The following is a 3,423-nucleotide window of genomic DNA, read 5'->3' as shown; positions in this document are numbered from 1 at the left end:
GGTGCCTCGGCCATCAACGCCTGCGCGGCGCTGGTGGGTGCGCCCCTCACGCACGACTTTTGCTCGATCTCTCTGTCTGACCTGCTGACGCCCTGGCCGGTGATTGCGCGTCGCCTGGACGCCGTGGCCGCTGCTGACTTTGTGGTCGCGCTGTACAACCCCAAAAGCGGTCGGCGCACCCAGCAGATCGTGCAAGCGCAACAGTTGTTTTTGCGCCATCGCCGCCCTGACACCCCGGTGGTGGTGGTCAAGTCGGCTTACCGGCGCCGCGAGCACATTGAGTTCACCACGCTGGACAAGATGAGCGAGTGCGATATCGGCATGTTGAGCACGGTGCTGATTGGCAACAGCCACACCTTTGTGCGCCATGGCCTGATGGTCACGCCGCGCGGCTACGCCAACAAATACGCGCTGGACGGCGACGGCAGCGCCCATGCAGGCGAAAAACGCGGGCGTTCGCTGTCCACCGGTCTGCTAGGCTGGACGGAAAACCTCCGCATCGACCACGCCGAGGGCGAGAGCATTGCCGCGCTGGCACAGCGTCACAGCTTGCCTGCGGACTACATCGAAATGGTGTTAAACGCACCCGTAGAGGATGAAGCCGTTACTGCGGATGAGTCCGAAGAATGAGCGAGGTCGCCAAGCCCAAAATCGGCAGCTACAAACGCCACATCCTGATTTGCACTGGCCCGCGCTGCACACAGGACGGGGCGGCCCAGGAACTGTTCGACAGCCTGGGCGACAAGTTCAAGGCCGCCGGCGTGCATGAGGGTGATCTGCGCGTCAAGCGCAGCCGCGTCAGTTGTTTTGCAGCCTGCAAGGGCGGGCCTGTGATGTGCGTGCAGCCCGACGGCACCTGGTACTACAACGTCACCCCCGCCAATATGGACCGCATCATCGAGCAGCACCTGGTGGGCGGTGCGCCGGTGGCTGATCTGGTGTTTCACCAGGGACCGGGTGGCTGCGATGGCGCCTGAGGCACAGGGGCAAACCAGCAGCGGGTTTGTGTCCATCGTGGGTGCAGGCCCGGGCCCGATTGATTTGATGACCCTGCGGGCACTCGACCGGCTTCAGCGGGCCGAGGTGGTGGTGCACGATCGCCTGATCACGGCAGAGGTGCTGGCGCTGATACCCGAGGCCGCGCAGCGTGTGTATGTGGGCAAGGCGCTGGGCAATCACTCGGTGCCGCAAGAAGGCATCCATGCGCTGCTGGTTCAGCATGCGCGCCTGGGGCGACGCGTGGTTCGCCTCAAGGGCGGTGACCCCTATGTGTTTGGACGCGGGGGCGAAGAGGTGCAGGCCTTGCAGGCCGCTGCCATTGCCTTTGAGGTCGTGCCGGGCGTGACGGCGGCCAGTGGATGCGCGGCGGCGGCGGGTATTCCGTTAACCCACCGCGATCTGGCGGGCATCTGTGTTTTTCTGCCCGGTCACCTGGCCGATGACGATGCCTCGCACGACTGGCAGGCTTTGGCGCGGCCAGGCCAGACCCGTGTTTTTTACATGGGCGTACACCGTTTGGCTCAGATTGCCCATCAGCTCATCACCCACGGCCTGGCGCCCGATACCCCAGCGGCCATCGTGCGCGACGGCACCCGTTCCAGCCAGAGCGTTATCGCCACCGGACTGCGTGATTTGGTGGCGCGCGCACCGGCTTATGGCCCCCAGCCCGGCTTGCTCATCATTGGCGAGACGGTACAACTCAGCCCCGACTTCAACCCTTCAGTGACGACCCATGCAAATTGAAACTCCCCCCGTCGACAAACCCTACGACAAGCCCGAGGGCGAACGCCGGGGCCTGCTCATCGTCAACACCGGCGACGGCAAGGGCAAAAGCCCGGCGGCCTTTGGCTTGGCCCTGCGCGCCCACGGCCGCCACCATGTGCACGGCAAAACCGTCAAGATTTTCCAGTTCATGAAAGTGCCCAGCGCCCGTTTTGGAGAGCACCGCATGTTCGAGCAGCTCGGCATTCCGATCGAAGGACTCGGCGACGGCTTCAGCTGGAAGAGCCAGGACCTGGAGCATTCGGCCCAGCTGGCGCGCAATGGCTGGGAAAAGGCCAAGGCCGCTATTTTGAGCGGCGAGAATTTCATGGTCGTGCTCGACGAGCTGACCTACCCGCTGATCTACGGCTGGATGCCGCTCGAGGATGTGCTGCAGACGCTGCGTGATCGTCCGAAAGACGTGCATGTGGTCATCACCGGCCGGCGCTGTCCGCCCGAGATCATCGAGCTGGCCGATACCGTGACCGAGATGACCAAAATCAAGCACGCGTTTAACGCCGGCATCCCGGCCCAGCGCGGCATTGAGGACTGAGCATGAACGCCACGCCTGCTGATCCCCGGCACGCTTTCAGCGATGAAGAGCGGCGCGGCGTGTACCGCGCGATTTACGAGCGGCGCGACATGCGGCATTTCAGCGGCGGAAGTGTGGCCGACGATGTGCTGCAGCGGCTGCTCAGCGCGGCCCATCACGCGCCCAGCGTGGGCTTCATGCAGCCCTGGCGCTTTATCCGCGTGCGCAAGCCCGCGCTGCGCGAAGCGATTCATGCGCTGGTGGAGCAGGAGCGCATCCTGACGGCACGGGCCTTGAAGGAACGCGAAGACGAGTTCATGAAGCTCAAGGTGCAGGGCGTGCTTGATGCCGCCGAGGTGCTGGTGGTGGCCCTGCCGCCGGGGCGCGAGGCGCACGTGTTCGGCCGCCGCACCCTGCCCGAGATGGACTTGGCCTCAGCCGCCTGCGCCATTCAAAACCTCTGGCTGGCCGCGCGCGCCGAGGGGCTGGGGATGGGCTGGGTGTCGATTTTCAGCCCGGTGCAGCTCGCCCAGCTGCTGCAAATGCCCGAGGGCAGCAAGCCGATCGCTGTCCTGTGTCTGGGGCCGGTCGAGGCGTTTTACGATCAGCCCATGCTGCAGACCGAACACTGGGCCAGTCGCGCCGCGCTGTCTGACATGGTGTTTGAAGACCGCTGGGGCCTGCAGCCCGGGCCTGCCGAGGTCTTGCCCTGATTCAGGCCTTCAAGCATTCATTTGCCGAAAGTAGACTCATGCCTTTTTCAGATACCCTTGTTCAGCTTATCCCGGGCTTGGTTCTGACAATCCGTTTGCGCGGCTCCAAGTTATTGATGGACAAGTTCCAGGCACGTTGGAGCCCGGCATGAACCTCGACTACACCACCCTCGACACGCTGCGCCGCCAACACCCCGCCTGGCGTTTGCTGGCGGCGGAGCATGCGCCGCTGATTGGCAGCTTTTTGCACCGCGCCTTCATCGTGCCGAACGTCAGGGTCATGGCGCAATCCGATCTGGCCGAGGCGCTGGAAGACACCTTGTTTGGCTTGCGCGAGCGCCTGGGTAATCAGGTGTTCCCCAAGTCGGCGCCGGACTATCTGAACGACTGGGCCGCCAACGAAAAGGGCTGGCTGCG

Annotated in this window: 6 protein-coding genes; all 6 read left to right on the top strand. The window is 64.2% G+C overall.

Going from position 1 to position 3,423, the window contains the following annotated elements; translation table 11 throughout:
- A partial coding sequence (locus Q8K05_RS00980) for a precorrin-3B C(17)-methyltransferase (RefSeq protein WP_305244686.1) occupies positions 1 to 630 on the top strand: 630 nt, incomplete at its 5' end.
- A complete protein-coding gene (locus Q8K05_RS00975) occupies positions 627 to 977 on the top strand; it encodes a ferredoxin (protein WP_305244685.1) in 351 nt (116 codons plus the stop codon). The genes Q8K05_RS00980 and Q8K05_RS00975, both read left to right, overlap by 4 nt.
- A complete protein-coding gene (gene cobA / locus Q8K05_RS00970) occupies positions 967 to 1,743 on the top strand; it encodes a uroporphyrinogen-III C-methyltransferase (protein ID WP_305244684.1) in 777 nt (258 codons plus the stop codon). Before Q8K05_RS00975 ends, cobA begins: the two co-directional genes overlap by 11 nt.
- Positions 1,733 to 2,314 carry a cob(I)yrinic acid a,c-diamide adenosyltransferase gene (gene cobO, locus Q8K05_RS00965; RefSeq protein ID WP_305244683.1) on the top strand — a complete coding sequence of 194 codons (582 nt, stop codon included), beginning with the start codon at positions 1,733 to 1,735 and terminating at the stop codon, positions 2,312 to 2,314. Before cobA ends, cobO begins: the two co-directional genes overlap by 11 nt.
- Positions 2,315 to 2,316: 2 nt before the next feature.
- The gene (gene bluB / locus Q8K05_RS00960) at positions 2,317 to 3,006 is read left to right on the top strand and encodes a 5,6-dimethylbenzimidazole synthase (protein ID WP_305244682.1); all 690 of its coding nucleotides are present in this window, start codon (positions 2,317 to 2,319) and stop codon (positions 3,004 to 3,006) included.
- Between the two features lie 148 nt (positions 3,007 to 3,154).
- Positions 3,155 to 3,423 (top strand): DUF3375 family protein (locus tag Q8K05_RS00955; RefSeq protein WP_305244681.1); only part of this gene is annotated, 269 nt, incomplete at its 3' end.

The organism is Polaromonas sp. (genome assembly GCF_030682935.1).
Classification (GTDB): Bacteria; Pseudomonadota; Gammaproteobacteria; order Burkholderiales; family Burkholderiaceae_C; genus Polaromonas.
Note: the sequence above shows the minus strand (reverse complement) of the source record. Positions and strands in the feature narration are given on the sequence as shown.

Excerpts from the sequence above, each read along its gene's own strand:
- cobA (WP_305244684.1), top strand. The coding sequence starts at position 967 with ATGGCGCCTGAGGCACAGGGGCAAACCAGCAGCGGGTTTGTGTCCATC.
- Q8K05_RS00975 (WP_305244685.1), top strand. The coding sequence starts at position 627 with ATGAGCGAGGTCGCCAAGCCCAAAATCGGCAGCTACAAACGCCACATC.
- bluB (WP_305244682.1), top strand. The coding sequence starts at position 2,317 with ATGAACGCCACGCCTGCTGATCCCCGGCACGCTTTCAGCGATGAAGAG.
- cobO (WP_305244683.1), top strand. The coding sequence starts at position 1,733 with ATGCAAATTGAAACTCCCCCCGTCGACAAACCCTACGACAAGCCCGAG.